A 24,467-nucleotide genomic window follows, 5' to 3' on the forward strand; every position below is an offset into this window, starting at 1 on the left:
ACTTTACACAGAGGCCACTAACGGTTCGTTTGAACTGTTCAGTCAGCATGAAACCGATTCAGCTGCCCCTAGGTGTGCGTCTGCGTGATGACGCTACCTTCATAAACTACTATCCAGGCGCCAATGCCGCTGCACTCGGCTATGTCGAGCGTCTATGCGAAGCCGACGCCGGCTGGACAGAAAGTCTGATCTACCTTTGGGGCAAGCATGGCGTCGGGCGTACGCACCTGTTGCAGGCAGCCTGCCTGCGTTTTGAACAGATGGGTGAGCCCGCTGTGTACCTGCCGTTGGGCGAGCTGATGGATCGCGGCATCGAAATCCTCGATAACCTCGAACAGTACGAGCTGGTGTGTCTGGATGACCTTCAGGCCGTCGCCGGACGCGCGGACTGGGAAGAAGCGCTGTTCCACCTGTTCAACCGTTTGCGCGACAGCGGGCGACGGCTGTTGATCGCGGCCTCGGCATCACCGCGAGAATTGCCGATCAAGCTGGCTGACCTCAAATCCCGCCTGACACTCGCGTTGATCTTCCAGATGCGACCGCTGTCTGACGAAGACAAGCTGCGAGCCTTGCAGTTGCGCGCCTCGCGCCGTGGCCTGCACCTGACCGACGAAGTCGGGCACTTCATCCTCACCCGTGGTACCCGCAGCATGAGCGCGCTGTTTGATCTGCTGGAGCAGCTCGATCAGGCGTCTTTGCAAGCCCAGCGCAAGCTGACCATCCCTTTTCTGAAAGAAACCTTGGGCTGGTAATCCCTCGTTTTATAGCCGGTATGGCAAATGGCAGGCGCCAGAAAAACCGCGCGCCAGCAGGGTGGCGAACGCAGATTCTATCGTCAGGGGTGTAAAACCTTAGATGTCATGAGAAAACTGCCGAGTCACATTTAGATCGATTGAATTTGCAAATGAGGATCATAGTTGGCATAGTCGCGGCTACTTTTCCTACAAGCCACGGTCGTGCCCATGCTAAATCGCTTCGCACCCCTCGTGCCCCTCGCACTCGTTACCCTGTTATTTGGTTGCGCTGCGCACTCGCCAGTGTCTCAGCAAGTAGTCGACCAGCAGGTTCAAAAGTCATCTGTGTCCCAGGATTCCGCTCTTTATCAGGAAGAACTGGCGACCGAAAAAGAACTGGCTCAATTCTCCGAAAACAGCAAGCCTTATGAGCTGCCAGCATTGGCGGACAGCATTCTTGAGCGCGGCATGTCCTTGATCGGTACCCGTTACCGTTTTGGCGGCACCTCGGAAGCAGGCTTCGACTGCAGCGGTTTCATCGGTTATCTGTTCCGCGAAGAAGCCGGCATGCAATTGCCGCGTTCCACGCGCGAAATGATCAACGTTGATGCGCCGCTGGTGGCGCGTAACAAGCTCAAGCCGGGTGACCTGCTGTTCTTCAGCACCAACGGTCGCGGGCGTGTCAGCCATGCCGGGATCTACTTGGGGGACGACCAATTCATCCACTCCAGCAGCCGTCGCAGTGGCGGGGTGCGTATCGACAAGTTGGGCGATACCTACTGGAGCAAAACCTTCATTGAAGCCAAGCGCGCACTGGCCATGGCGCCAACGAGCGTCATAGCCCGCAAGTAAAGTTAAAGCTTCACTTGAAGTTTGGCCTCTAAGGGCTAGAATTCAGTCGCATTGTTAAATTCCTGAGCCGCGAAGGTAGTCCCTGTCGCGGTTTCAGGTTTCGCGGCCGAGTTGCCGTATCCAGAATCAGGAACGTTCTGTTTATGTCAATCATGGCCCGCCTCTCAGTTTTGACTCTAGCAGCCTTGCTCAGTGCTTGCGCCAGCAACCCGCCGCCCGCCCCCGTGGCCAAAAAGCCGGTGGTATTTGCCAACCCCTCTGATGACTTCTCGCCCGTCGCCGCCGATGTGTTGTTCCGTGCGCTAGGGCTGGTGGGCACGCCTTATCGGTGGGGCGGTAATACTCCGGACTCGGGCTTTGATTGCAGTGGTCTGATCAAATACGTCTATAACGATGCCGCTGGCATTTCGTTGCCGCGCTCGACCCGCGAGATGATCGTGATGAGTGCGCCGAATGTGGGTAAAGACAAGCTGCAAACCGGCGACCTGCTGTTCTTCGCCACCAGTGGCGGGACGCAGGTCAGTCATGCGGGGATTTACGTGGGAGAAGGGCGCTTCGTTCATGCGCCGGCCACGGGCGGTACGGTCAAGCTCGACAGCCTGTCCAAAGCCTACTGGCAAAAAGCCTATCTGAATGCCAAGCGTGTACTGCCTACCGAGCAGCACCTGGCCCGCAATCCATAAGCGGCACTGTTGAATAAAAGAGAGGCTGTGATTGCACAGCCTCTCTTTTTTTTATCGGGGCAGCCAGACAGCCCCTTACTTGGCAGACACGCGCCAGACTTTGTTGCCGACATCATCGGCCACCAGCAGATCACCCTGTTTGTCGATCACCACGCCCACCGGCCGGCCCATCGCTTTTTCATCCGCGTTGAGGAACCCGGTCAAGACATCCATCGGCATGCCGGTTGGTTTGCCATCGGCGAACGGCACGAAAATCACTTTGTAACCGCTGTGGGGTTTGCGATTCCAAGAGCCATGCTGGCCGATAAACGCCCCTTCGGTGAAGTTTGGCAGCTTGCTGCCATCGGCAAAGCTCAACCCCAATGACGCTGTGTGCGGGCCGACGGCAAAGTCAGGGGCAATGGCCTTGGCCACCAATTCAGGGTTTTGCGGGTCGACCCTGACGTCGACGTGTTGGCCGTAATAGCTGTAGGGCCAGCCATAGAAACCGCCGTCTTTAACCGAAGTGATGTAGTCCGGTACAAGGTCGCTGCCGATCTCGTCGCGTTCATTGACGGCGGTCCAGAGCTTGCCGGTGGCCGGTTCCCAGTCCATGCCATTGGGGTTGCGCAAGCCCGACGCGAAAATCCGGTGGCTGCCGGTGGCCGGGTCCACTTCCCAGATCGCCGCGCGGCCTTCTTCTTTATCCATGCCGTTCTCGCCCACGTTGCTGTTGGAGCCAACGGTCACGTAGAGCTTTTTGCCATCGGGGCTGGCAATCACGTTTTTGGTCCAGTGATGGTTCAGTGGGCCGCCCGGCAGGTCGACCACTTTGGTCGGCTGGGCGCTGATGCTGTCGGCACCGGCCTGATAGGGAAAGCGCAGCAGCTTGTCCGAGTCGGCCACGTACAGATCGTTGCCGACCAGCGCCATGCCGAACGGCGAATTCAGGTTCTGCAAAAACACGCTGCGGGTTTCAGCGATGCCGTCGTGATTGGCATCGCGCAACAGGGTGATCCGATTTGCGCTCGGCACGCCCGCGCCCGCTTTGCCCATGACCTTTTCCATCACCCAGCCGCGAATCCCCTTGCTGTCGTCCGGTTTGGGCGGGGCATTGGTTTCTGCCACCAGCACATCACCGTTGGGCAGTACATACAGCCAGCGCGGGTGGTCGAGGTCCTCGGCGAAGGCGCTGACCTGCAACCCTTCGGCGGCAATCGGCTTGGCGCCCTGAGACCATCCCACGGCGGGTGCGATATTGACCGTCGGAATCAGCGTCTTGTTGGGCTCAGGCAGCTTGGGCGAGGGGCCGGTGCCATCCGCCACTTGCAAGGTCGAACTCTCACCACAGGCGGCTAACCCTGCTGCAAGTACGATGACAACAGCGTGCTGGCGCTTAAGCATGTGAATCTCCATGAGTGGGGTGTAAGTGATAGAGAAGCCTAGTCGTGCAAAGGTTCAGGGCAATGCCGTTTTGAAGTGGAGGTCAGCGCTTCCTTTAATTGACGCTCCACCCCCAACCCTCTAACCTTCGCCGCTTGTTTCAGGTGCTCTGCAGCCATGGGCTGGCAGGGTGAAACAGGGAAGCCGGTGAGGGGCAGGGCGCAGTGCGCCAGGTTCACGATTCCGGCGCTGCCCCCGCAACGGTAAATGAGTCAACACCGCGCTGAGTGCCACTGTGTCTGCACACGGGAAGGCGCGCGGTCAGGGTTGCTGCCAGGCAGGCGGCCCGCTCATGAGCCCGGAGACCGGCCTGATCCATCCAGCACCTCGCGGCGGGCGACGGTGTGTCGCTGTTGTGAAATCTCCCCCCGCCTCCCGTTTGCTTTTTTCAGCCCCAACGGAGAGCTGCCATGAATGAATCCCCCGAACGCGACGAACGTCATCAGGCGCGCATGCTGCGCAAAAAAGCCGTCATGGACGAGCGCATCGCCAGCGCACCCAATGAATGTGGTCTGCTGCTGGTCTTGACCGGCAATGGCAAAGGCAAGAGCAGCTCGGCTTTCGGCATGCTGGCCCGCGCCATGGGCCACGGCATGCAGTGCGGCGTGGTGCAGTTCATCAAGGGCCGCAACAGCACCGGTGAAGAGCGCTTCTTCCGCCGCTTTCCGGAGCAAGTGCGCTATCACGTGATGGGCGAGGGCTTCACCTGGGAAACCCAGGACCGCCAGCGCGACATCGCGGCGGCCGAGGCTGCCTGGGAAGTGTCCCGCGACATGCTGCGCGATCCGTCCATCGGGCTGGTGGTGCTCGATGAGCTGAACATTGCACTCAAGCACGGCTACCTCGACCTGGATCAGGTGCTGACAGACCTGCAAGCCCGCCCGCCGATGCAGCATGTGCTGGTCACCGGGCGCGGTGCAAAACCTGAACTGATTGACCTGGCCGACACCGTGACGGAAATGAACGTGGTCAAACACGCGTTCCAGGCCGGTATCAAAGCCCAGAAAGGCATCGAATTGTGAGTGTTCAAGCATGAGAGAGTCGCGTCATTGCCCGGCGGTGTTGATCGCCGCGCCGGCTTCCGGTCAGGGCAAGACCACCGTTACCGCCGCGTTGGCCCGTTTGCATCGCAATCAGGGGCGCAAGGTGCGGGTGTTTAAATGTGGTCCGGATTTCCTCGACCCGATGATTCTGGAGCGCGCCAGCGGTGCGCCGGTGTATCAGGTCGATTTGTGGATGGTGGGCGCAGAGGAAAGCAGGCGCTTGCTGTGGGAGGCCGCTGGCGAAGCTGACCTGATCCTGATTGAAGGGGTCATGGGGCTGTTTGATGGCACGCCGTCCAGCGCAGATCTGGCCCGTCATTTCGGGGTGCCGGTGCTGGGTGTCATCGATGGCACGGCCATGGCCCAGACCTTTGGTGCCCTGGCCCTGGGGCTTGCGCGGTACCAGCCGGACTTGCCCTTTGCCGGGGTGCTGGCCAACCGGGTGGGCACGGTGCGTCACGCGCAATTGCTGGAAGGCAGCCTGACCGAAGGCTTGCGCTGGTATGGCGCGTTGTCCCGGGAAACCGGCATCGAGTTGCCGAGCCGTCACTTGGGGCTAGTGCAAGCCAGCGAGTTGAATGACCTGGACGCCCGCCTGGATGCCGCAGCCGACGCGCTGGCCAGCACCTGCGAGGTAGCGCTGCCACCCGCTGTTGAATTCGCCGCGCCGACGCCGGTGGCGGTCGAGCCGTTGCTGGCGGGTGTACGGATTGCCGTGGCCCGGGATGAAGCGTTCGCCTTTACCTACGGCGCGAGCCTGGCCTTGCTGCGGGACATGGGCGCGGAGCTGGCGTTCTTTTCACCGATCCGTGACACGCAGCTTCCCGTTGCGCACAGCCTGTATTTACCGGGTGGCTACCCCGAACTGCATCACCTTGCGCTGTCGCGTAACCACGCGATGCTTGATGCGATCCGTGCTCATCATGCCGCAGGCAAACCGTTGCTGGCGGAATGTGGCGGCATGTTGTACCTGCTCGATGCCTTGACCGATGTCGACGGCCAGCGCGCCGAGCTGGTGGGGGTGCTGGCGGGTGAGGCAACCATGCAAAAGCGTCTGGCGGCCTTGGCGTTGCAAACCGTGGACTTGCCTGAAGGCCAACTGCGCGGTCATACCTATCACCATTCACTGACCCGTACCGAGCTGCAACCCATTGCCCGGGGCCTGAGCCCCAATGGTGGACGCGGTGCCGAAGCGGTGTATCGCGAAGGCCGCCTGACAGCGTCCTATGTGCACTTTTACTTTCCGTCCAATCCCAAGGCCGTGGCTGCGCTGTTCGCGCCGTGTGCTGTGAAGGTGCCATGAGCGACAACGCATTCAGTCCCCAAGAGCGCGCAGCGGTGTACCGCGCCATCGCCGAGCGCCGCGATATGCGCCATTTCAGCGGCGGCGCCGTTGCGCCCGAACTGTTAGCGCGCCTGCTCGAAGCGGCGCATCAGGCCCCTAGCGTGGGTTTGATGCAACCGTGGCGGTTTATCCGCATCACCTGCCGTGAGCTGCGCGGCAAGATTCAAGCGTTGGTGGAGGAGGAACGGGTGCGCACCGCCGAGGCGCTGGGCGAGCGTTCCGATGAATTCATGACCCTTAAGGTCGAAGGCATCCAGGACTGCGCCGAAGTGCTGGTGGCCGCGTTGATGGACGATCGCGAGAAGCATATTTTCGGTCGGCGCACGCTGCCGGAAATGGACATGGCGTCATTGTCTTGCGCCATTCAGAACCTGTGGCTGGCCGCCCGGGTTGAAGGCCTGGGCATGGGCTGGGTGTCGTTGTTCGAGCCGCAAGCGCTGGCGGACCTGCTGGGCTTGCCCGTCGGGGCCAAGCCGCTGGCGGTGCTGTGCCTGGGGCCGGTCGAAGCGTTTTACCCGGCGCCTATGCTGGTGCTGGAAGGGTGGGCGCAGGCGCGTCCGCTCAATGAATTGGTGTACGAGAACTATTGGGGAGTGAGCCCATGAGTGTGGCGTTGCTGTGCGTCGCCGGGGTGGCGCTGGACGCACTGTTGGGCGAGCCCAGGCGCTGGCATCCGCTGGTCGCGTTTGGCCGTATGGCGGACCGTATCGAACAGCGTTTCAATTCCGGTGGACGCGGCTGGCGCAGTCACGGGGTCACGGCCTGGGTGCTGGCGGTCATTCCGTTGACGATTCTGGCCACGGCGTTGTCATGGCTGCCTTACCTCGGTTGGCTGGTGGACATTCTGGCCTTGTATTGCGCGCTGGGCATGCGCAGCTTGGGCGAACACGTGCAACCGGTGGCTGATGCGTTGCGCCGTCAGGACCTGGATGAGGCCCGCACCCGTGTCGGTTATCTGGTCAGTCGACAAACCAGCGAACTGGACGCGACCGACGTGGCGCGAGCCGCCACTGAGTCGGTGCTGGAAAACGGTAGCGATGCTGTGTTCGCGGCGATTTTCTGGTTTGCCGTGGCCGGAGCTCCCGGCGTGGTGCTCTATCGTCTGAGCAATACCCTCGACGCGATGTGGGGCTATCGCAATGAGCGGTTCGAGCGTTTCGGCTGGGCCGCTGCCCGTATCGACGATGTACTTAACTATATTCCCGCGCGTCTGGTGGCCCTGACCTACGCAGTGTTGGGTAAAACCCGAGCTGCGCTGCGCTGCTGGCGACAACAGGCGCCACACTGGGACAGCCCCAACGCAGGCCCGGTCATGGCTGCCGGTGCAGGCGCACTGGGTGTAGCGTTGGGAGGTCCGGCGATTTACCACGGTGAGTTGCACGAGCGCCCGCAGTTGGGGGAAGGCCTGCCTGCCGACGCCGATTCCATCGGTCGCGGCTGGCAACTGGTGCAGCGTGGCGTGTGGCTGTGGCTGCTGATTTTGTGTGTCGGGAGTGAATTCTATGCTTGAGCACGGTGGACGTTTGCGTCAGGCCGCCCTGCGCTACGGGATTGCCGAAGCTGACTGGCTGGACCTGTCCAGCGGTCTGGCGCCCTGGCCCTTTGCAATCGGGCACATACCCGAGCGCGCCTGGGCTCGATTGCCCGAGACCGATGACGGCCTTGAACAGGCCGCGTGCAGCTATTACGGCGCCCCGAACGTGCTACCTGTGCCGGGGTCGCAATGCGCCATCCAGTTGCTGCCACGTCTGCGCCGCAGTGGCAAGGTCGGGGTATTGTCACCGTGCTATGCCGAACACGCCGAAGCCTGGCGCCGCAACGGGCACATCGTGCGCGAAATCCTGGAGCAGGAAGTCGATTTCTACCTCGATAAGCTGGACGTGCTGGTGGTGGTCAATCCCAACAACCCGACGGGCCTGAGCCTGTCGCCCGAGCGCTTGCTGGACTGGCATGCGCGTCTGGTGCAGCGCGGGGGCTGGCTGGTGGTCGACGAAGCGTTCATGGACAACACGCCGACGATGAGCCTGGCGCCGCAAAGCCAGCGCACCGGCCTGATCGTCCTGCGCTCGTTCGGCAAGTTTTTCGGGCTGGCGGGGGTGCGCCTGGGCTTTGTACTGGCGGAACTCAAGCTGCTCAAGTTGCTCGCTGAGCAAGTCGGCCCGTGGGCGGTCAGCGGGCCGACGCGGGTGTTGGGACAGGCGTGCCTGCTCGACACCGAGGCGCACGCCCGGCAACGCCAGCGCAGCGAACAGGCCAGCCAGCGGCTGGTGGCGATGCTCAGCCAGTACGGGTTGCCCGCTCAGGGGGGCTGCGCGCTGTTTCAGTGGCTGATGACCCCGCACGCCGAGTACCTGTACGACTTCATGGCCCGGCGCGGCATTCTCCTGCGCCTGTTTACTCATAACAGCAGCGTGCGTTTCGGCCTTCCCGCCGATGAGGCGCACTGGCTCAAGCTTGAACAGGCTTTGCAGGCTTACACCAAGGAAACCCCATGAGCACGTTGATGGTGCAAGGCACCACGTCCGATGCGGGCAAAAGTACATTGGTGACAGCGTTGTGCCGCTGGTTGACCCGTCAGGGCGTGCGCGTGGTGCCGTTCAAGCCGCAGAACATGGCGCTCAACAGCGCGGTGACGGCCGAGGGCGGCGAAATCGGTCGCGCGCAGGCTGTGCAGGCGCAGGCTGCCGGGTTAGCGCCGCACACCGACATGAACCCGGTGTTGCTCAAGCCCAACAGCGACACCGGCTCGCAAGTGATCATTCACGGGCGAGCCGTGACCAGCATGAACGCCGTGGCCTATCACGATTACAAGGCCATCGCGATGCAGGCCGTACTGGCCTCCCATGACCGCCTGAGCGCGGCCTACCCGGTGGTGATGGTCGAAGGTGCCGGGTCTCCGGCCGAGATCAACCTGCGCGCCGGCGACATTGCCAACATGGGCTTTGCCGAGGCCGTGGACTGCCCGGTCATTCTGATTGCCGACATCAATCGCGGTGGCGTCTTCGCGCACTTGGTAGGCACTCTGGAACTGCTGTCCGAGAGCGAAAAGGCGCGGGTTCAGGGTTTTATCATCAACCGTTTTCGTGGCGATATTGCCCTGCTGCAACCGGGGCTCGACTGGCTGGAGCAGCGGACCGGCAAACCGGTGATCGGCGTGCTCCCGTATGTCATGGACCTGCACCTGGAAGCTGAGGACGGCATCGACCAGCGCCAGATCAACAAGGCCGACCGGGTGCTTAACGTCGTGGTGCCGGTGCTGCCGCGCATCAGCAACCACACCGATTTCGATCCGCTGCGCCTGCACCCTCAGGTGAATGTGCAATTTGTAGGGCCGGGTCAGCCGATTCCCCCCGCCGACCTGATTATCCTGCCTGGCTCCAAAAGCGTTCGCAGCGACTTGGCCTACCTGCGCGCCAATGGCTGGGACACGGCCATTGAGCGGCATTTGCGCTACGGCGGCCGGGTGTTGGGGATTTGCGGCGGCTTGCAGATGCTGGGCGAGCAGGTCCACGACCCGCTGGGGCTGGAAGGCGCGCCGGGCTCCAGTGACGGGCTGGGCCTGCTGGCGTTCACCACGCAGCTTGAGGCTGAAAAACAACTGCGTAATGTGCGCGGGCGCTTGGCGCTGGAAAACGCCGAGGTCAGCGGTTATGAAATTCACGCCGGTGTAACCCGCGGCAGCGCCCTTGAGCGGCCTGCCGTGCAGCTTGAAGACGGCCGTTGCGAGGGTGCTTGCAGCGCCGACGGGCAGATTATCGGGACTTACCTGCATGGTCTGTTCGAGTCGCCGGCAGCCTGCAGCGCCCTGTTGCGCTGGGCCGGGTTGCCTAGCGTTCAGGCAGTGGACTACCACGCGCTGCGCGAGCGGGACATTGAGCGCTTGGCCGATCTGGTGGAAAACCATTTGGACACGGCCCGTCTGCGGCAACTGTGTGGGCTGCAATAGCGGTGTGATCGATGCCACGGGCTGTTTTGTCTTGAGAGGTGCATGAACATGCTGCAACTGATTTTGGGCGGTGCCCGCTCGGGTAAAAGCCGTCTGGCCGAAAAGCTGGCAGCCGAGTCCGGTTACGCAGTGACGTACATTGCAACCAGCCAGCCGCAGGACGGCGAGATGAGCGAGCGGGTACGGCATCATCGCGAGCGTCGGCCTGCGCAATGGGGGCTGATTGAAGAGCCGTTGGCGCTGGCCCGCGTGCTGCGCGAAAACGCCCGCGCCGATACCTGCCTGCTGGTGGACTGCCTGACGCTGTGGATGACCAACCTGTTGATGCTGGACGACGCGCAACGCCTGACGGCTGAACGCGACGCCCTGTTGGCGTGCCTGGCAGGGTTGCCGGGTGAAATTCTGTTTGTCAGCAACGAAACCGGGATGGGTGTCGTGCCGCTGGGCGAATTGACTCGCCGCTATGTCGATGAAGCTGGTTGGCTGCATCAAGCCTTGGCCGAGCGCTGTCAGCGTGTTGTGTTGACCGTGGCAGGCCTGCCCCTGACGTTGAAAGGAACTGTCTTATGAATACGCCGTGGTGGCTGCGTCCGTGTAAATCCCCGGACCGTGACGCGCAAAAGGCTGCGGCCGAGCGTCAGCAGCAACTGACCAAGCCCGCAGGTTCGCTGGGGCAGCTCGAAACACTGGCGATTCAACTGGCCGGGTTACAAGGGCGGGTCAAGCCGCGTGTCGATCACTTATGGATTGCCCTCTTCGCCGGGGATCATGGCGTGGTCGCCGAAGGTGTTTCGGCTTATCCGCAAGCCGTTACCGGTCAAATGTTGCACAACTTTGTCAGTGGCGGCGCAGCCATCAGCGTGCTTGCCCGGCAACTGGGCGCGCAACTGGATGTGGTGGACCTGGGCACGGTCACGCCGATGCTCAATCTGGCGGGTGTTCGTCACCTGCAACTGGGCGCCGGCACGGCGAACTTCGCCACAGGCCCGGCCATGACGGATGCCCAAGGTTTGAAGGCGTTGCAGGCAGGGCGCGACAGTGTCTTGCGCGCTCGCGAACAGGGCAGCGAGCTGTTCATTGGTGGTGAAATGGGCATCGGTAACACGGCGTCGGCCAGTGCCGTGGCCAGCGCGTTGCTTGAATGCCCTGCGGCCTTGCTGACCGGGCCCGGCACTGGCCTGGACGCAGCGGGCGTTAGCCATAAAGCGCGGGTGATTGAGCAAGCGCTGGACTTCCATGCGGGCCTGCTGGACGACCCGTTGCAAACGTTATTCCGCTTGGGTGGTTTTGAGATTGCCGCGCTGGCGGGTGCGTATGTGGCCTGTGCTCAAGAGGGCATGGTGGCGTTGGTGGATGGCTTTATCTGCACGGTCGCGGCGATGGTCGCGGTGCGGTTGAACCCCGAATGCCGTCCATGGCTGATGTTCAGCCATCGGGGTGCCGAACACGGGCACCGCCATGTGCTCGAAAGCCTCGAGGCCGCGCCCTTGCTTGACCTCGGCCTGCGACTGGGCGAAGGCAGCGGGGCGGCGCTGGCCGTGCCGTTGCTGCGCCTGGCCTGCGACCTGCACGGGCAAATGGCAACGTTTGCCGAAGCGGCCGTGGCGGATCGTCCGGCATGAGTGTGCGCCTGGACCTGCTGCGCCACGGCGAAACCGAACTGGGCGGCGGCTTGCGCGGCAGTCTGGACGATGCACTGACTGAACTGGGCTGGGCGCAAATGCATGAGGCGGTTCAGGGGCAGGGGCCGTGGGACCGGATTGTCAGCTCGCCCTTGCAGCGCTGCCGCCTGTTTGCGCAAGCGCTGGCTGCGTCGCTGGAGGTGCCGTTGACCCTCGACGCGGATTTGCAAGAGCTGCATTTCGGCGTGTGGGAAGGGCAAAGCGCGGCGGCCTTGATGCAAACCGATGCCGAGGCTTTGGGCTTGTTCTGGTCTGACCCCTATGCCTTTACGCCGCCCGAAGGGGAGCCGGTACTGGACTTTGCCGAACGCGTGTTAGCGGCGGTTTTGCGCCTGCAACAGCGTTACGCGGGTCAAAAAGTGCTGGTGGTTTGCCACGGCGGTGTGATCAAACGGTTATTGGCACAGGCGCGCGGCTTGCCCCGTGAACAGCTGCTGAGCGTCGCGGTGCCCCACGGCGCCTTGTTGCACGTGCAGGTCAGCGCTGAGGGTGAGTTGCGGGAGGTGAGTGCGTGAAGGGACCGTTCTGGATTGCCCTGCAATTTCTGAGCAGTTTGCCGGTGCGGCTACCCGGCATGCCGTCGCCGGGGGAAACAGGCCGTTCGCTGCTGTATTACCCGCTGGTGGGCCTGGTGTTGGGCGTAGTTTTGTACGGCGCCAATGCGGTGTTGTCGGGTGCGCCGCTTATGCTGCATGCCGCTTTGCTGCTAACGGTGTGGGTGCTGTTCAGTGGCGGGTTGCACCTGGACGGCCTGGCGGACAGCGCTGATGCGTGGCTGGGCGGGTTTGGTGATCGCGAGCGCACGCTGACCATCATGAAAGACCCGCGCAGTGGGCCGATTGCCGTGGTGGTGTTAGTGCTGGTGCTGCTGCTCAAGTTCTGTGCCTTGTTGGCGGTGATCGAGCAGCAACAGTTCGCGGCGTTGTTGATCGTGCCGCTGATCGGGCGCAGTGCGTTGCTGGCTGTTTTTCTGACCACACCTTATGTGCGTGCAGGAGGGCTGGGGCAGGCGCTGGCCGATCATGTGCCGCGCACCGCAGGCTGGTGGGTGTTGGGTTTCAGTGGGCTGGGATGTGTACTGGTGGCGGGCATGGGTGGCGTGTGGTCGCTGGTGTTGGGCGTCATCGGGTTTGCCTGGTTGCGCCGAATCATGATGCGTCGATTGGGCGGCACCACCGGCGATACCGCTGGCGCGCTGCTGGAGTTGCTTGAGGTGGGGGTGTTGGTGGGGCTGGCCCTGATCGGCTAGCCCTCGTGTTGAGCGGGCCCGAGCAATGGGGTCAGCCACTGTGTGCTTCAAATCAGCTCAGGCGTTGGCAGCCGCTACGGTTTTATTCTTGTCACTCTTTTATTACGGGTATATACATACAAAATGTTACCGACCCAGTGTTTATGCACCAACCTGCGGCGCGCCGCCCGTGGCGTCAGCAGGCATTACGACGGCGCCCTGGATGGCTTCGGCATCAACGTTGCCCAGTATTCGCTGCTCAGCAATCTCAAGCGTCTCGATCGGCCGAGCATCTCCAGCCTCGCTGAAGCGATGGGGCTGGACCGCAGCACGCTGGGCCGCAATTTGCGGGTGCTTGAGGGCATGGGGCTGGTGAAACTGTCGGAAGGCGCTGATCAGCGTAACCGTCTGGTGTGCCTGACCGAGGCGGGTAACGAGCGTCTTGCGGCAGCCTTGCCCGCCTGGGAGAAGGCCCAGCAACGCTTGATGGACCGGTTGGGTGAGGCACGACGTGCCCAACTTTTAGAACTGTTGAATGAACTGGCAGGCCCTGACTGAGCGTCGGCCGCGTCTCTACAAAAGGGTTTTTACCCGCTCCCGGAGAATAACAATGACAACGGTGTGGCGTAACAGCGGTTGGGTCTTGTTGGGCAGTGCGCTGATCTTGGCGCTGTCCTTGGGGGTGAGGCATGGTTTCGGGTTGTTTCTGCCGCCCATGAGTGCGCAGTTCGGCTGGGGGCGCGAAGTGTTTGCTTTTGCTATCGCCCTGCAAAACTTGATGTGGGGGCTGGCGCAGCCCTTCACCGGGGCGCTGGCAGACCGCTTTGGCGCGGCCCGGGTGGTGATCGTCGGCGGCGTGTTGTACGCGGTGGGCCTGGTCATGATGGGGATGTCCGATTCGCCGCTGTCGCTGTCGTTGAGCGCAGGGCTGCTGATCGGGGTTGGCCTGTCGGGCACTTCGTTTTCAGTGATTCTCGGTGTTGTAGGGCGTGCCTTGCCGCCCGAAAAGCGCAGCCTGGGCATGGGGATCGCCAGCGCAGCAGGTTCCTTCGGGCAGTTCGCCATGCTGCCGGGCACGCTGGGGCTGATCGGTTGGCTCGGTTGGTCAAGTGCCTTGTTGGTGTTGGGCCTGTTGGTCGCGCTAATCGTCCCGCTGGTGAGCATGCTCAAGGATCGGCCCATGCCAACGCTGGGCGGCGAACAGACTCTCAAGCAAGCGTTGCAAGAGGCGTGCAGCCACTCCGGATTCTGGCTATTGGCCTTTGGTTTTTTTGTCTGCGGTTTTCAGGTGGTCTTTATCGGCATTCATTTGCCGGCCTACCTGGTGGATCAGCATCTGCCGGCGACGGTCGGTACGTCGGTGCTGGCGCTGATCGGGTTGTTCAATATCTTTGGCACCTACACGGCGGGATGGCTGGGCGGGCGGATGTCCAAACCGCGCCTGTTGACCGGCCTCTATCTGGCGCGGGCGGTGGTCATCGCGCTGTTCTTGTGGGCGCCGGTCACGACGTTCAGCGCCTACGTGTTCGGCATGGCCATGGGTTTCTTGTGGCTCTCGACAGTGCCTCTGACCAACGGAACGGTGGCGACGCTGTTTGGTGTGCGTAACCTGTCGATGCTGGGCGGTATCGTCTTTCTGTTCCACCAATTGGGGGCCTTTCTGGGTGGATGGCTCGGTGGCGTGGTCTACGATAAAACCGGTAGCTATGACCTGATTTGGCACGTTTCGATTGGCTTGAGCCTGTTAGCGGCTGCCCTTAACGTGCCGGTACGCGAGCGGCCTGTTGCGCGCTTGCAGTTGCAGGAGGGTGCGTTGTGAATTCGACCTTGATCTGGTTGGGCGGCGTGGGGGCCGGACTGGCCCTTATTGCGCTGGCGTGGTGGGGTTGGCATCAGAGTGGACTGGCCTTGCTGCAACTGGGTATGGCGACTTGCTAGTTGATGGCCTTGGCGCGTAAGTTCAGGGTCTGCATTTTTTAAAAGGACACCGATGATGCTCAAGCGCTGGATGGCGATGCCCGTACTGTTGTTGGCGTGTGCTGGACCTGTTTGGGCGGCTCAATGCCCGCCGCTGCTGGAAGGTTCGCTGCCCAAGTTGCGCTCAAAAGAGTCCATCGACTTGTGCCAGCGTTTTGCCGGAAAACCGCTGGTGATTGTCAATACCGCGAGTTTTTGCGGGTTCGCGCCTCAATTTAAAGGGCTCGAAGCGTTGAATCAACGTTACAAGGATCAGGGGCTTGAGCTGATCGGCGTGCCATCGGATGACTTCAAACAAGAGGCCAAGGATGGCGAAGAGACCGCGAAGGTGTGTTACGTGAACTACGGCGTGACGTTCACCATGACCAACCCGCAAAAGGTTCGCGGGACCGACGCGGTTCATCTGTTCAAAGTGCTGGCTGAGCAAAGCAGTGCGCCGAAGTGGAATTTTTATAAGTACGTGGTGGACCGTCAGGGCAATGTGATTGCCAACTTTTCCAGCCTGACCAAACCTGACAGCCCGGAGCTGATTGAGGCGATCGAAAAGGCGATCGCTTCAAAACCCTGATTGACGGTCAATAAAAATCCCCGCGCTCGTCACCGAGGCGGGGATTTTTTAATTCAGCAGATAAACCCTGAGGTTCGTCGCGAATTAGAACTTGTAGGTTGCACCCACTGCGAAGCCGTTCGCGCTGTTTTCATACTTGGCGCTGTAACGGTTGATGCCTTTGGCATCGTTCACTTTGACTGCCTCTTCTTTCAGGTAAGAGTACGCCACGTCGATAGTCAGATCGTCAGTCACAGCATAACCAGCACCCATGCTGAAGATGGTCCGGTCGCCGGTAGGAATACGTGGCGAGCGGTTAGTATTGTTGGTAGGCGATTGATCCCATGTTAGACCGGTGCGCAGTATCCACTGTTTGTTCAATTGGTATGAGGTACCGATGGCGTAAGCCCAGGTGTCATGCCAGTTTTGTTCTTCTTTGATGGTGGTGAAGGCCTGTGCGCCCCCTGGGCCTGCGTTAGCTACAGTAACGCCTTCGTTCTTGACGGTAATGTCCTTCAGGCGGCTCCAGCGAGTCCAGGTAGAACCCGCGTAGACTTTCCAGGCATCAGAGATATCTTGTGTGACGGACAGGTCCCAGGATTCGGGGGTGTCGATCGACAGCGAAGCGTCATAGCGATTGCTTTTCAGCAATTGGGGCGGAGTGCCTGGACCAGCTTCCACATCAGTGTGGCCCTTGAGCTTGTAGCTGACTTTTGAGTGGTAGGTCAGGCCAACGCGGGTAGTGTCAGTGGCTTGTACCAAAATACCAGCGTTGAAGCCCAAAGCGGTGTCATCACCTTTGATCTTCACGTGGGCTTCCGGTGTTCCGGGCACCAGTGCAAGATCGGACTCCAGCTTGCCAGCAATACGGTTGATGGTTGGACCAAAACCGATCGATACCTTGTCGTTGAACGCATAGCTGACGGTCGGCTGGAAGGTGACAACAGCAACGTCGCTGGTGCTGCCGAATGCGCGACCCTGGAAACTTTTTTCGTATTCAGTGGCGAGGCCAAAAGGCGCATAAACACCGAAGCCTACAGCCCATTGATCATTGATTCTGTTGGTATAAAAACCCATTGGCACGCCGGTGAATGGGACCATGTCACCTTTGTTGGTGCCTTTGGCGTTGCCCCTTGCATCTTTGATATCGGTTTTAGCGTCAATGACTGCAACGCCACCGGTCACTTGTTGACCTTGTAGGCGGGACATACCGGCAGGGTTACCAAATACGGTACTTGCATCATCAGCTTGAGACGAACGACCTGCGAAACCGGTCCCCATACCGCTAACGCTTTGTTCGTTGAGGGCGAAGCCACTGGCGAAAATCTGGCTGGAAGCCAAAGTGACGGCGAGGCTAAGTGTGGTCTTGAGCATTACTTTTTTCATTATTAGAACTCCTTTTGATCACCGGGAGGAAAGCTACCAACATTTTTGTTTAAGCGCTATAGGCCAAATCGCAGGAGATAGCGATGTTTTGTAGGACAATCCTACCGGTTTTGGATCTTTTTCTGATTGTTGAGGTGGTTGAAAATCTTAGGCCACCTGGTTGAGAGGTGTAACGCAGATGCGCCAAGCCTGAGCGAAGTCACGTAAACGTCCTTGTGGCTCAAAGACTTGGCGCCAAACTTTGGCCATGCCCACGACATCGTTAGTTTTCGGGATGATGGCTTTTTGCTCTTCAATCAACATCCACGCAATTGCCGTGGCGTAACGCAAATTTACAGTTAGCTCCAGATGAGGGCTGCATAAAAACGCGTGCTGGCTGGCGAGCCCCCTTACAAGGCTTGCCAGATCCGGGTCATGGGCGAGGTAGTCATCCCACAGTGCGGCGTGTCGAGGTTCGCGAATACTGTAAAGACCATGTCCGCGTCGGTCGTGGAGTGCTGAGCCCAGATTTGACTGACTTGCAGCAATGCCCAGCAACAACGCCTCTGCATCAGTATTGTTCATGCCTAAATACAGAAGCGTCGGGCGGATTACGTAAAGTCTCAACTCCCTGGCAGCAATACCCATGGCAACCTCGACGCCTGAAATTGGCCGGCTACACCCAGGCGCTTGGCAGCGATGAGTCGGTAGGGTTCGCCGGAAGCGGAATGAACCGCTTGAGTTGAAGTGTAGTGTCATATCTATGCTGTAACGGACTGTTTTTAAAACATTTGCAGCATCTAGGTTGTGGCTATATACCCGCAAGTAATTAAACAATGCGGCATATTTCTTAAATTCAGGACAACAAAAAGCCCTGCTATTGGAGCAGGGCTTGTTGTATAGACGCTGGGCGCGTTGTCAGGCGATCAAGGCCTGACGTGTCCGGTCAATCACAGCTTGCAGGGGTTCTGCGCTGGAGTATTGATCGGGATACAGGCGTTCGCTGTGACGTGCGATACCGTGTTCGTTGACCAGTGTGAAGCTAAAGCAGCCTTTGCGAGCGGCCATAATCAGGCAGTTCATAGGAGCGAAGGCGTTGGTTAGGGTGCGAATGGCATCCTGAGTATGGATTTGAGTAGACATAGTTATTAGGTGTTCCTACAAATGACACGGATATGATCCGTGCAACGTTAAAACGTTCCAGTGACGTCGAGCCATCTTTGGCGTGACGAAGAACCTGACTGGAACAAAGCCGCCAGTTGGAGCGCATTTAAGTATGTGGCGCTTGGGCTGGCAGGTAGGTACTTAGGAGGGCAGGCAATCACAACAAGAGCTAAGGTTCCGTGCTCGGGGTGAAGTTCCTGATCAATTTGCAGGTTGGTTCGGTCAGAGTAAGAGTGCTTGGCGATACCCTTTGTGTTTGTTCAAAGGCCGTATCGTCGCAAGATTTACCTGGAAACCATCGAGGGGGTCGATCCCGTGTGTATCAGCGTGACTTCTCTTTAGGGAAGGTGGCTGGGGGATTTGTTCGGCCCAATTGACTTTCAGCTTGGTACTAACGCTGCGGATACTAACGGCTTGAAAAAATAAACGCAACTGTGCTAGCAAAAATACTTTCTGTACGGGGCGAAGGATGGCAGCAAACCGTTAGTCGGTTTTTGCTAAAACGCCAGTCGATTGGGCAGGGGGGCGAGGGTAAACGCCGGCTCTGATTACACGCCCCTTGGGAGCGCACAGTCCTACAGATTTCATTACGTTTTGGGCCGATTCCTGCTGATGAGTATGGACTTGTGCACATTTGCAGTGCGTCATATAAACGCATGGCAGGGCGCAAGCCACACAGCCGCTTAGCCTGTTTCGCAAATTTAAGTCAATGAAAAACATCGTTTTTTTGAATTGGTGAAAAAATCGTCAGTTTGACCTCGGCCCCCGTCCTGTGGGGGTTTGGCGGGGGCAAAAGGGGGTTGTCCACTGACTTATCCACAGGATCTGTGGATTGTCCCGCGCCGTTGCTCTAGATCGGGGTTGTAGACCTTTTTCGACTTTACCCAAACGAAAAAAGGAGTAGAGTGGCGCGCCTTCTGTTCTGCCCCACAGTGTTTTATGAAGTTTCGTACAAACTCTTCCTCTGTTACGCCCTCCGGATCACCTGCCGAAGCACCCAAAAAACGGTTTTCTTTGCGCGTAGCGATCTGGCTGTTGGACAACCCGCGGCTGGGGACCAATCCGAGCATCAAACATGTTGCGGGCCATCTGCTCAAGCAACCTGCCCGTCAGGGCGTGGTGCTGGCGCAAAGTCGTCTGGGTCAACTGATGTGCCGCGATTGCGGGAGCAAGCGCGACCAGCGCATTGGTCAGGCCTTATTGCGCAATGCTGCGCGTGCCGGCGATGAGTCAGCGCAGCAGGAACTCAACAAGATCGAAGACTGAGCTGTCTTCGACTCCGCAGCTTGGTTAACCTTGCTCTTTTACCGTGTGCGGAGGGGTTATGGCCCTGGACTTGAACAGCATTCTGCTGGGCCTGGCGGTGGCGGGCGTGCCGCTGCTGGCTTTTATCTGGCAACTGCAGCGCCGGGCCAGCGCGCATCACGCTGAGCTGGCCTTGCTCGAAGAGCGCCTGAATATGGCGCAATTGGCGCAGGAAGGTCTTAATGCGCAACTCGATGCCAGCCGTGACGAGATCAGTGATCTGGGGCAGGCCAATGCCGCCAAGCAGGCAGAGCTGGCGGCCCTGAGCCGTGAAGTGGAGTTGTTGCAGGTGGAACGCGACAATGCCCGGGATGCCGCCCATGCCTGGAGTCTGGAACGCGCCCAGAAAGAAACTGAATTGCGCAGGCTGGACGCTCAGTCCGCCGCTCAGGCCGCTGAATTGCGCGAGCAGCAGGAAAACCATCAGCAACGACTCAACGACCTGCAGGGTTCGCGCGATGAGTTGCGGGCGCAGTTTGCAGAGTTGGCTGGCAAAATATTCGACGAACGCGAGCAACGGTTTGCGCAGACCAGCAATGAACGGCTGGGACAGTTGCTGGACCCGCTCAAAGAGCGCATTCAGTCGTTTGAAAAGCGCGTCGAGGAAACCTATCAGCAAGAAGCCCGCGAGCGTTTCTCCCTTGGCAAAGAACTGGAGCGCCTCCAGCAGCTCAACCTGCGTTTGAGTGACGAGGCCACTAACCTTACCCGGGCCCTCAAGGGGCAGAAAACCCAAGGCAACTGGGGGGAGCTGATTCTGGAGCGGGTGCTGGAGCATGCGGGGCTGGAGAAGGGCCGCGAATACCAGACCCAAGTCAGTCTCAAAGGGCCGGATGGCGAACGCTTCCAGCCGGACGTCCTGATCATGCTGCCTGGCGACAAGCAGGTGGTGGTCGATTCCAAGGTCAGCCTGACCGCTTATCAGCAGTTTGTGGCCGCGGATGATCAGGTCATCGGGCAGGCGGCGCTCAAGCAGCACGTGCTGTCGTTGCGTAATCACGTCAAAGGCTTGGCAGGCAAGGACTATAAGCGGCTGGAGGGCTTGCACAGCCTGGACTTCGTTTTGTTGTTCGTGCCCATTGAAGCGGCTTTTTCCGCAGCATTGCAGGCCGAGCCCAATCTGTTTCAGGAAGCGTTCGACCGCAACATTGTGATTGTCAGCCCAACGACCTTGTTGGCCACGTTGCGGGTGATCGACAGTTTGTGGAAGCAAGAGCGCCAAAGTCAGAACGCCCGGGAAATTGCTGAGCGCGCCGGGTGGCTGTACGACAAGTTCGTGCTCTTTATTCAAGACCTGGATGAGGTGGGCAATCGCTTGCAGCAGTTGGACAAAGCGTATGCCGCGGCGCGCAACAAGTTGACCGAGGGGCGTGGCAACCTGGTGAGCCGCAGCGAGCAACTCAAGCTGCTGGGCGCGCGCGCCAGTAAAAGCTTGTCGCCGGATCTGCTGGAGCGCGCCATGACCGACGTGAACGGTGTGGCGCACCCCGCAGAGTGACATGTGTGTGGCGGAGTGAATCGCTCTGCCGCACGGTTAAAGCGGGACGTGCCGACTAACCAGTGCCCGCAGCACGGCGGGCTTTACCGGCTTGGCTAGATATTCCAGGCCCGCCGCATGCACCTGCGCAATCATCTCCGGGCGACCGTCCGCACTGATGACCACGCCCGGGACTGGCTCGCCCAGTTCGGCCCGTAACCAGCGCATCAGCTCAGTGCCGACTTCGCCGTTATCGAGGTGGTAATCCACCAGCACCAGTTGTGGGCGTACCCCTTCATTGAGCAGGGCCGCACATTCTTCGCGATTGCGCGCTGTCCAGACGCGACATCCCCAGCGGGTCAACAAACTTTGCATGCCGATCAGAATGCTGTCTTCGTTGTCGATGCACAGTACTTGGGCGCCGGTCACGGGTTGGCCATTTTGCTCTGCGACGACCGGTTGCGGGGCAACCTGACTCTGAGCCAGCGGCACGCTGACGCTGAATACGCTGCCTTTGCCCGGCCATGAACGGACTTGCAAGGTGTGCCCCAGCACGCGGCACAACCCGTCAGCAATCGCCAGGCCCAGCCCGAGGCCTTTTTCGGCGCGGGTCTGATGACTGTCCAGGCGTTTGAACTCTTCAAAAATGACCTGCAACTTGTCTTCCGGAATGCCCGGGCCGCGGTCCCACACTTCAAGGCACAACGCATTGCCACGACGCCGCACGCCTAGCAGGACCGGGCCTTTGGCATAGCGAAAGGCGTTGGTCAGAAAGTTCTGCAAAATCCGGCGCAGCAGTTTGATATCACTGCTCACCCGCAATCGACTGCCACGCACACGGAAAGTCAGTCCTTGTTCCTGGGCCTGCGCCTTGAACTCATTGCCCAGCGTGTCGAACAGGTCATTGAGGGCAAACGGTTTGATATCGGGGGTGAATTTTCCGTTTTCGAGCCGGGAAATATCCAGCAAATCGCTGATCAGGTCTTCGGCAGAACGTAAGGAGCTGTCCAGATGCTGCACCAGTTTCTGGGCTTCCGGGCTAAGTCCTTCCTCCTGGTGGGAAAGGGCAGAGGAGAACAGCCGCGCGGCGTTCATGGGTTGCATCAAGTCATGGCTGACGGCAGCCAGAAAACGGGTTTTCGATTGGTTGGCGGCTTCCGCGACGCCCTTGGCTTCGATCAGCGCCTTGTTCAGCTCGGACAGTTCGCGGGTCCGCTCGGCCACTCGTTGTTCCAGGCCCTCATTGGCTTCTGTCAGCGCCTGCTCTGCTTCGCGGAAGGCCGTAATGTCGGTAAAACTCATGACGAACCCGCCGCCCGGCATCGGGTTGCCGATCAGCTCAATCACCCGGCCATTGGGGAATAACCGTTCAGAGGTGTGGGCGCGACCCTGCCGCATCCAGTGCAGGCGGCGGGCCACATGCACTTCGGCTTCGCCGGGGCCGCACAGGCCGCGCTCGGCATTGTGGCGGATGATGTCTGCTATCGGTCTGCCCACGCTGATCAGGCCTTCGGGGTAGTCGAACAGCTCAAGGTAACGGCGGTTCCAGGCCACCAGCCGCAAGGACTGATCGACCACGCTGATGCCTTGGGTGATGTTCTCAATGGCGCCTTGCAGCAGGGCGCGGTTGAACTGCAAGACTTCTGACGCTTCGTCGGCAATGCGCACGACGTCTTCGAGCTGCATTTCCCGGCCTTCGATGGCCGCTTTCACCACCGCCCGCGTCGAAGAAGCACCCAGTACGCCTGCCAGCAGGCGTTCGGTATGGGCAATCCATTCGCCATCGGCATTCTGGTTTGGGTTGAAGCCTTTGCCCTGCCGGTAAGCGAAACGGATAAAGCTCTGGCGCGCGCGTTCTTCGCCGACAAAACGTGCGGCCAGCGTCAACAGGTCATTGATCTGTACCGCCAGCATGGAGCGGCCATTCGGGTGGCTGATTTCCTGGCCGATGAAGCGCCCGGCTTGCCAGTGTTCCGAGACGCGGGTGCGCGACAACACCGAGACCCACGCAAAGACGGTGAAGTTGCCGGCCAGTGACAGCACAACGCCTTGTGTCAGCGGTGTAATCGGCAGCCCCAGTGGGTTGCCGTGCAGCCAGGCCAAGCCGGGGAAGTGGCTTAATTGCCAGCCGAGGCTGTGAGCAATCAGGGGCAGCACCAGCGTGTAAAACCAGATAAAGGTGCCGGTCGCCAAACCGGCGAAGACGCCGCGACGGTTGGCTTGTTTCCAGTACAGCGCGCCGATCATGGCGGGCGCCAGTTGCGTCACGGCGGCGAAAGAAATCTGCCCGATGGTGGCCAGACTGGCCGTCGAGCCCAGCAGGCGATAGCTGACGTAAGCCAGCAGCAGGATGACCACAATCGATACGCGGCGCACCGACAGCATCCAGTAGCGGAATACTTCGAAGGGGCGCTCGGCGTTTTTGTGCCGTAACAGCCACGGCAACAGCATGTCGTTGGAAACCATGGTCGACAGGGCGACGCTGGCCACGATCACCATGCCGGTGGCCGCCGATGCGCCGCCGATAAAGGCCAGCAACGCCAGTGCCGGGTGGGCCTGGGCCAATGGCAGGCTGATGACGAAAGAGTCGGGCAAGACGGAGCTGGGCAACATCATTTGCCCGGCCAGCGCGATCGGGACGACGAACAGGGCGGCGAGGATCAAATAGGCCGGGAACACCCATTTGGCCAGTCGCAAATCCTGCGGCTCGATGTTTTCCACCACCGTGACGTGGAATTGGCGAGGCAAACAAATGATGGCCATCATGGCCACGCCGGTTTGCACCACCATCGAAGGCCAATTGACGGTCTCTTTCCAGTATTGCTCCAGGCGCGGTGCGAGCATGGCCTGATTGAACAAATCGTCGAAGCCGTCATACAGGCCGAAGGTCACGAACGCGCCAACGGCGAGAAACGCGAACAGCTTGACCAGCGACTCGAACGCAATGGCCAGCACCATGCCCCGGTGGTGTTCGGTGGAGTCGAGGTTGCGGGTGCCGAAGACGATGGTAAATAGCGCCAGTACCAGCGACACAATCAGGGCCGTGTCTTGTGCGCGGGTGCCCGTGGCGTCGGCACCAGCACCGATCAACAGATTCACGCCGAGCACGATGCCTTTGAGTTGCAAGGCGATATAAGGCAATACGCCCACCAGGCAGATCAGGGCCACGACAATGGCCAGCGACTGGGATTTGCCATACCGCGCGGCGATGAAGTCGGCAATGGAGGTGATGTTCTCCTGTTTGCTGATCATCACCATTTTTTGCAGCACCCAGGGTGCAAACACCAACAACAGCACTGGGCCCAGGTAGATGGGTAAAAAAGACCACAGTTGCTCGGCGGCCTGGCCGACGGCGCCAAAGAACGTCCAGCTGGTGCAGTACACCGCCAGCGACAAACTATAGACCCATGCGCGAACCCGTGGCGGCAGCGGGGTGCTGCGCCGGTCACCATAAAAGGCAATGGCAAACATGACGGCCATATAGGCCAGGGCAACGGCGGCGATCAGCCCGCTGGACAACGACATGGTGACTCCTGGAGGTATAAGGTCGCAGCAATCCGGCTGCTGCGGGCTAGTCTCGCATGATGTTCAGGCGCCGTCAGTGTCGACGATGGTCGCAGCGCGGCCAGGTGTCGCAGCGCTTGAAAGGCGCGCATATCGTACATATTTGTAAAGTCGATAACAGTTAGAGAAATTA

24 protein-coding genes and 1 riboswitch are annotated in these 24,467 nt (G+C 60.1%); of the genes, 19 read left to right on the forward strand and 5 right to left on the reverse strand.

Annotation, left to right across the window (positions count from 1 at the left end):
- Positions 1–47 precede the first annotated feature (47 nt).
- The 3 genes from hda to V6F78_RS17850 all read left to right on the forward strand — a co-directional run bounded on the left by hda (position 48) and on the right by V6F78_RS17850 (position 2,269).
- On the forward strand, positions 48–752 hold the full coding sequence (gene hda, locus V6F78_RS17840; RefSeq protein WP_047276383.1) for a DnaA regulatory inactivator Hda: 705 nt from the start codon (positions 48–50) through the stop codon (positions 750–752).
- 210 nt (positions 753–962) lie between these two features.
- Positions 963–1,586 (forward strand): C40 family peptidase, encoded by a 624-nt coding sequence (locus V6F78_RS17845; protein WP_047277405.1) that lies wholly within the window; start codon positions 963–965, stop codon positions 1,584–1,586.
- 143 nt (positions 1,587–1,729) lie between these two features.
- On the forward strand, positions 1,730–2,269 hold the full coding sequence (locus V6F78_RS17850) for a C40 family peptidase (protein WP_047276378.1): 540 nt from the start codon (positions 1,730–1,732) through the stop codon (positions 2,267–2,269).
- A 75-nt stretch (positions 2,270–2,344) separates the two neighbouring features.
- Here the strand turns inward: V6F78_RS17850 and V6F78_RS17855 are convergent, their stop codons facing one another.
- The gene (locus tag V6F78_RS17855) at positions 2,345–3,652 is read right to left on the reverse strand and encodes a PQQ-dependent sugar dehydrogenase (protein WP_047277401.1); all 1,308 of its coding nucleotides are present in this window, start codon (positions 3,650–3,652) and stop codon (positions 2,345–2,347) included.
- Positions 3,653–3,776: 124 nt separating this feature from the next.
- Positions 3,777–4,019: riboswitch (cobalamin riboswitch) on the forward strand.
- Between the two features lie 82 nt (positions 4,020–4,101).
- Here V6F78_RS17855 and cobO point away from each other — a divergent pair.
- From cobO to V6F78_RS17925, 14 genes are all read left to right on the forward strand, one after another.
- Entirely contained in the window at positions 4,102–4,713 is a 612-nt protein-coding gene (cobO, locus tag V6F78_RS17860) for a cob(I)yrinic acid a,c-diamide adenosyltransferase (RefSeq protein ID WP_047276374.1), read from the forward strand.
- A 10-nt stretch (positions 4,714–4,723) separates the two neighbouring features.
- Positions 4,724–6,037 carry a cobyrinate a,c-diamide synthase gene (locus V6F78_RS17865; RefSeq protein WP_047294829.1) on the forward strand — a complete coding sequence of 438 codons (1,314 nt, stop codon included), beginning with the start codon at positions 4,724–4,726 and terminating at the stop codon, positions 6,035–6,037.
- Positions 6,034–6,684, forward strand: a complete 651-nt coding sequence (bluB, locus tag V6F78_RS17870) for a 5,6-dimethylbenzimidazole synthase (RefSeq protein WP_048376526.1) — start codon at positions 6,034–6,036, stop codon at positions 6,682–6,684. Before V6F78_RS17865 ends, bluB begins: the two co-directional genes overlap by 4 nt.
- Entirely contained in the window at positions 6,681–7,589 is a 909-nt protein-coding gene (cbiB, locus tag V6F78_RS17875; protein WP_070413689.1) for an adenosylcobinamide-phosphate synthase CbiB, read from the forward strand. The genes bluB and cbiB overlap by 4 nt, the downstream gene beginning before the upstream one ends.
- A complete protein-coding gene (cobD, locus tag V6F78_RS17880; protein ID WP_047294824.1) occupies positions 7,582–8,574 on the forward strand; it encodes a threonine-phosphate decarboxylase CobD in 993 nt (330 codons plus the stop codon). The genes cbiB and cobD overlap by 8 nt, the downstream gene beginning before the upstream one ends.
- Entirely contained in the window at positions 8,571–10,025 is a 1,455-nt protein-coding gene (locus V6F78_RS17885) for a cobyric acid synthase (protein WP_169839779.1), read from the forward strand. Before cobD ends, V6F78_RS17885 begins: the two co-directional genes overlap by 4 nt.
- Before the next feature lie 48 nt (positions 10,026–10,073).
- Entirely contained in the window at positions 10,074–10,595 is a 522-nt protein-coding gene (gene cobU / locus V6F78_RS17890) for a bifunctional adenosylcobinamide kinase/adenosylcobinamide-phosphate guanylyltransferase (RefSeq protein WP_047294892.1), read from the forward strand.
- Positions 10,592–11,647, forward strand: coding sequence for a nicotinate-nucleotide--dimethylbenzimidazole phosphoribosyltransferase (gene cobT, locus V6F78_RS17895; RefSeq protein WP_332727979.1), 1,056 nt, complete (start codon positions 10,592–10,594; stop codon positions 11,645–11,647). Before cobU ends, cobT begins: the two co-directional genes overlap by 4 nt.
- Positions 11,644–12,222 carry an alpha-ribazole phosphatase family protein gene (gene cobC / locus V6F78_RS17900; protein ID WP_047277390.1) on the forward strand — a complete coding sequence of 193 codons (579 nt, stop codon included), beginning with the start codon at positions 11,644–11,646 and terminating at the stop codon, positions 12,220–12,222. The genes cobT and cobC overlap by 4 nt, the downstream gene beginning before the upstream one ends.
- Entirely contained in the window at positions 12,219–12,956 is a 738-nt protein-coding gene (locus V6F78_RS17905; RefSeq protein WP_083285169.1) for an adenosylcobinamide-GDP ribazoletransferase, read from the forward strand. The genes cobC and V6F78_RS17905 overlap by 4 nt, the downstream gene beginning before the upstream one ends.
- Before the next feature lie 123 nt (positions 12,957–13,079).
- A complete protein-coding gene (locus tag V6F78_RS17910) occupies positions 13,080–13,493 on the forward strand; it encodes a MarR family winged helix-turn-helix transcriptional regulator (RefSeq protein WP_047277388.1) in 414 nt (137 codons plus the stop codon).
- A 52-nt stretch (positions 13,494–13,545) separates the two neighbouring features.
- The gene (locus tag V6F78_RS17915) at positions 13,546–14,754 is read left to right on the forward strand and encodes an MFS transporter (protein ID WP_095008476.1); all 1,209 of its coding nucleotides are present in this window, start codon (positions 13,546–13,548) and stop codon (positions 14,752–14,754) included.
- Positions 14,751–14,873, forward strand: a complete 123-nt coding sequence (locus tag V6F78_RS17920; RefSeq protein ID WP_255164190.1) for a hypothetical protein — start codon at positions 14,751–14,753, stop codon at positions 14,871–14,873. The genes V6F78_RS17915 and V6F78_RS17920 overlap by 4 nt, the downstream gene beginning before the upstream one ends.
- Before the next feature lie 55 nt (positions 14,874–14,928).
- A complete protein-coding gene (locus V6F78_RS17925) occupies positions 14,929–15,480 on the forward strand; it encodes a glutathione peroxidase (RefSeq protein WP_332727980.1) in 552 nt (183 codons plus the stop codon).
- A gap of 84 nt (positions 15,481–15,564) precedes the next feature.
- Here the strand turns inward: V6F78_RS17925 and V6F78_RS17930 are convergent, their stop codons facing one another.
- The 3 genes from V6F78_RS17930 to V6F78_RS17940 all read right to left on the reverse strand — a co-directional run bounded on the left by V6F78_RS17930 (position 15,565) and on the right by V6F78_RS17940 (position 17,967).
- Entirely contained in the window at positions 15,565–16,845 is a 1,281-nt protein-coding gene (locus tag V6F78_RS17930; RefSeq protein WP_047294814.1) for an OmpP1/FadL family transporter, read from the reverse strand.
- Between the two features lie 147 nt (positions 16,846–16,992).
- A complete protein-coding gene (locus tag V6F78_RS17935) occupies positions 16,993–17,472 on the reverse strand; it encodes a hypothetical protein (RefSeq protein WP_332727981.1) in 480 nt (159 codons plus the stop codon).
- A 270-nt stretch (positions 17,473–17,742) separates the two neighbouring features.
- The gene (locus V6F78_RS17940) at positions 17,743–17,967 is read right to left on the reverse strand and encodes a hypothetical protein (RefSeq protein WP_034156218.1); all 225 of its coding nucleotides are present in this window, start codon (positions 17,965–17,967) and stop codon (positions 17,743–17,745) included.
- 960 nt (positions 17,968–18,927) lie between these two features.
- On the opposite strand from V6F78_RS17940, the gene V6F78_RS17945 reads away from it, so the two are divergent.
- Together V6F78_RS17945 and rmuC are read left to right on the forward strand one after the other, a co-directional pair.
- Positions 18,928–19,254 (forward strand): hypothetical protein, encoded by a 327-nt coding sequence (locus V6F78_RS17945; protein ID WP_047276347.1) that lies wholly within the window; start codon positions 18,928–18,930, stop codon positions 19,252–19,254.
- 172 nt (positions 19,255–19,426) lie between these two features.
- Positions 19,427–20,791 (forward strand): DNA recombination protein RmuC, encoded by a 1,365-nt coding sequence (gene rmuC / locus V6F78_RS17950; RefSeq protein ID WP_169862832.1) that lies wholly within the window; start codon positions 19,427–19,429, stop codon positions 20,789–20,791.
- A 36-nt stretch (positions 20,792–20,827) separates the two neighbouring features.
- On the opposite strand, the gene V6F78_RS17955 is transcribed toward rmuC, so the two are convergent.
- On the reverse strand, positions 20,828–24,295 hold the full coding sequence (locus V6F78_RS17955; protein WP_047276343.1) for a hybrid sensor histidine kinase/response regulator: 3,468 nt from the start codon (positions 24,293–24,295) through the stop codon (positions 20,828–20,830).
- Between the last annotated feature and the right edge of the window lie 172 nt (positions 24,296–24,467).

The sequence above is a fragment of the Pseudomonas sp. ESBL9 genome (genome assembly GCF_036668715.1).
Lineage (GTDB): Bacteria > Pseudomonadota > Gammaproteobacteria > Pseudomonadales > Pseudomonadaceae > Aquipseudomonas > Aquipseudomonas lundensis.

What these genes read in the sequence shown, in the direction of transcription:
- V6F78_RS17930 (WP_047294814.1), bottom strand. Translation starts at nt 16,845, where the DNA reads ATGAAAAAAGTAATGCTCAAGACCACACTTAGCCTCGCCGTCACTTTG.
- V6F78_RS17940 (WP_034156218.1), bottom strand. Translation starts at nt 17,967, where the DNA reads ATGTCTACTCAAATCCATACTCAGGATGCCATTCGCACCCTAACCAAC.
- cbiB (WP_070413689.1), top strand. Translation starts at nt 6,681, where the DNA reads ATGAGTGTGGCGTTGCTGTGCGTCGCCGGGGTGGCGCTGGACGCACTG.
- V6F78_RS17915 (WP_095008476.1), top strand. Translation starts at nt 13,546, where the DNA reads ATGACAACGGTGTGGCGTAACAGCGGTTGGGTCTTGTTGGGCAGTGCG.
- cobD (WP_047294824.1), top strand. Translation starts at nt 7,582, where the DNA reads ATGCTTGAGCACGGTGGACGTTTGCGTCAGGCCGCCCTGCGCTACGGG.
- hda (WP_047276383.1), top strand. Translation starts at nt 48, where the DNA reads ATGAAACCGATTCAGCTGCCCCTAGGTGTGCGTCTGCGTGATGACGCT.
- bluB (WP_048376526.1), top strand. Translation starts at nt 6,034, where the DNA reads ATGAGCGACAACGCATTCAGTCCCCAAGAGCGCGCAGCGGTGTACCGC.
- V6F78_RS17855 (WP_047277401.1), bottom strand. Translation starts at nt 3,652, where the DNA reads ATGCTTAAGCGCCAGCACGCTGTTGTCATCGTACTTGCAGCAGGGTTA.
- V6F78_RS17865 (WP_047294829.1), top strand. Translation starts at nt 4,724, where the DNA reads ATGAGAGAGTCGCGTCATTGCCCGGCGGTGTTGATCGCCGCGCCGGCT.
- V6F78_RS17910 (WP_047277388.1), top strand. Translation starts at nt 13,080, where the DNA reads ATGTTACCGACCCAGTGTTTATGCACCAACCTGCGGCGCGCCGCCCGT.
- cobC (WP_047277390.1), top strand. Translation starts at nt 11,644, where the DNA reads ATGAGTGTGCGCCTGGACCTGCTGCGCCACGGCGAAACCGAACTGGGC.
- V6F78_RS17885 (WP_169839779.1), top strand. Translation starts at nt 8,571, where the DNA reads ATGAGCACGTTGATGGTGCAAGGCACCACGTCCGATGCGGGCAAAAGT.
- V6F78_RS17850 (WP_047276378.1), top strand. Translation starts at nt 1,730, where the DNA reads ATGTCAATCATGGCCCGCCTCTCAGTTTTGACTCTAGCAGCCTTGCTC.
- V6F78_RS17945 (WP_047276347.1), top strand. Translation starts at nt 18,928, where the DNA reads ATGAAGTTTCGTACAAACTCTTCCTCTGTTACGCCCTCCGGATCACCT.
- cobO (WP_047276374.1), top strand. Translation starts at nt 4,102, where the DNA reads ATGAATGAATCCCCCGAACGCGACGAACGTCATCAGGCGCGCATGCTG.
- V6F78_RS17925 (WP_332727980.1), top strand. Translation starts at nt 14,929, where the DNA reads ATGCTCAAGCGCTGGATGGCGATGCCCGTACTGTTGTTGGCGTGTGCT.
- V6F78_RS17955 (WP_047276343.1), bottom strand. Translation starts at nt 24,295, where the DNA reads ATGTCGTTGTCCAGCGGGCTGATCGCCGCCGTTGCCCTGGCCTATATG.
- V6F78_RS17935 (WP_332727981.1), bottom strand. Translation starts at nt 17,472, where the DNA reads ATGGGTATTGCTGCCAGGGAGTTGAGACTTTACGTAATCCGCCCGACG.
- cobT (WP_332727979.1), top strand. Translation starts at nt 10,592, where the DNA reads ATGAATACGCCGTGGTGGCTGCGTCCGTGTAAATCCCCGGACCGTGAC.
- V6F78_RS17845 (WP_047277405.1), top strand. Translation starts at nt 963, where the DNA reads ATGCTAAATCGCTTCGCACCCCTCGTGCCCCTCGCACTCGTTACCCTG.
- cobU (WP_047294892.1), top strand. Translation starts at nt 10,074, where the DNA reads ATGCTGCAACTGATTTTGGGCGGTGCCCGCTCGGGTAAAAGCCGTCTG.